This window comes from Sphingomonas populi (assembly GCF_004208535.1).
GTDB lineage: Bacteria > Pseudomonadota > Alphaproteobacteria > Sphingomonadales > Sphingomonadaceae > Sphingomonas > Sphingomonas populi.
In genome coordinates this window covers 1-1945 of the sequence record NZ_SGIS01000128.1, presented here as the reverse complement: position 1 = coordinate 1945, position 1945 = coordinate 1, and the positions used below count along the sequence as shown (strand labels likewise).

Annotated in this window: 2 protein-coding genes; both read left to right on the top strand. The window is 63.4% G+C overall.

The annotated features are described in order from the left end of the window. Positions 1-370 precede the first annotated feature (370 nt). Entirely contained in the window at positions 371-1225 is an 855-nt protein-coding gene (locus EWE75_RS24415; protein ID WP_130160612.1) for a peptidoglycan-binding protein, read from the top strand. Positions 1226-1297: 72 nt separating this feature from the next. Continuing rightward, positions 1298-1828, top strand: a complete 531-nt coding sequence (locus EWE75_RS24410; RefSeq protein ID WP_231708555.1) for a 3'-5' exonuclease family protein — start codon at positions 1298-1300, stop codon at positions 1826-1828. Positions 1829-1945: the final 117 nt, after the last annotated feature.

The window sequence follows — 1945 nt, the reverse complement described above, 5'->3', positions numbered from 1 at the left end:
TCGAACAACTCTCGAAAACCACGCACCTGCATCTCCCGGTCTTTCCAGAAGACGCTTCAGAATCCTTTTTCCTGCCCGGCGCTACTCCCTCCAGCTCAAATGCGATTCCCCTGCCCTGAAAGGGAGGAGTTTCGGGTCGGTCATGCCCCCGGCATGACCTGAACAGTGCGGGGCACTGTTCACCCGAAACTGGGGGTGGGTCGGCCCGAGGCGGTCGCTGCTCTCCCACGAGAGCAACCCACCCCCGACCCCTCCCTTCCAGGGAGGGGAGAAGATGGATGCAAGTCCATCCCAATCGGCGATAATAACGCTTTCCTACAGCGATGGATCGGTAGAAGATGCCGGTCAGTCACTGTGGGGGAGGCTGTCGATGAGCGTAACTGCTGCCGTTCGAGCGAGCGATATCGTTAGCCGGTTCGCGCCAAGCGCGAAGGATGCTTACAAGCAGGCGTTCCAACAGGGGGATGCGCTGCTCACCAAGAGCGGCATCACCACGCCGCTTCGCCTTGCGCATTTCATGGCGCAGGTACTGCACGAAACCGGTGCGCTGACCATCCTCGTTGAAAGCGGCAACTATTCGGCCAAGAATCTCGGCGACATGTGGGATTCGGGTAATTGGCACAAATACTTCGCCAATCGCGCCGCCTGCGTGAAGATGGCTGAGCAGTGCAAGCTGGATCATGGCGTCGCTTTGTTCAGCCTCGTCTATGGTAATCGCATGGGCAACGGCCCGCCGGCCTCGCAGGACGGCTGGACATATCGCGGGCGGGGCATCCTCCAGACGACGGGCCGGGCCAGCTACGCCACGTTCGGAACGCGCTGCGGCGTCGATTTCGTCGGCACGCCCGATCTTGTCGCTTCGGCCGAGCATGCGCTCAAACCCGCGCTTGCCGAATGGGATGATTCGCACTGCAACGCCGCCGCCGATCACAATGACATCGAACTGGTGACGAAGCTCATCAACGGCGGGCTGGTCGGGCTGGACAAGCGCAAGGCGTGGTTCGCGAAGATCTGGCCGTTCGTGATCGGCGCGCCGCCGGTCGAACATTCCACCGAGTTCCGCGTCCAGGCCGCGCTCGACGCCGCCGGTTTCGATTCGGGCGATCCCGACGGCGTGATCGGTTCGACGACGCGCGCCGCGATCCTTGCCTACCGCGCCAAGATGAAACTGCCGCTGACGCCCGGGATCAGCAACGATCTGTTGTTGGCGCTTGGCGTGCATTGATCCTGCCGCAGCGCACAAACGGCGCGTGACAAGTCATGGAAGTGTCGTCAAACTGTCACCAGGAGGTGGATCTTGGCGACTCAGTCTCTCTCCCACACTGCAACGCGGCCGGTGGCGATCATCGACTTCGAAGCGTCGTGTCTGCCCGAGGCGGGCGAATCCTATCCGATCGAAGTGGCCCTGGCGAAGGTCGATGGTTCGACGCGCAGTTGGCTGATTCGCCCGGTCGCCGAGTGGCAATATTGGGACTGGTCGGTGGAGGCCGAGCATCTCCACGGCATCAGCCGCGCGATGCTGTCCGAGCAGGGGCAGCGGCCGCAACAAGTGCTCGATGAACTGATGGCGGAAGCCGCCGGCTGCGAGGTCTACGCCGATTGCGATCTTGACGCCTATTGGCTCGAAACGCTCGCGCAGGCGTGCGACCGCGCCGCGCCGTTCCGGGTGCGCTATCTCGGCGAGTTGCTGTGCGCGCAGGGCGTGTCGCGCAAGGACGTCGTCGCGGCGCTTGCCCATGCCAAGCGGTTGTTGCCGGCAGAGCATGTCGCGCGCGACGATGCGAGCCGGCTGGCGCTGGCGTTGAAGTTGCTGACGCCGGTGCATTGAGCGCTGGAAGTCCTCTCCCCTCTGGGGAGAGGATTTAGGAGAGGGGCAGTACAGCAGAGCGGCGTTCGTGACTGCCCCTCTCCCGACCTCGCCTTTGGCTCGGCCACCAGCGCCGGG

Excerpts from the sequence above, each read along its gene's own strand:
- EWE75_RS24415 (WP_130160612.1), top strand. The coding sequence starts at position 371 with ATGAGCGTAACTGCTGCCGTTCGAGCGAGCGATATCGTTAGCCGGTTC.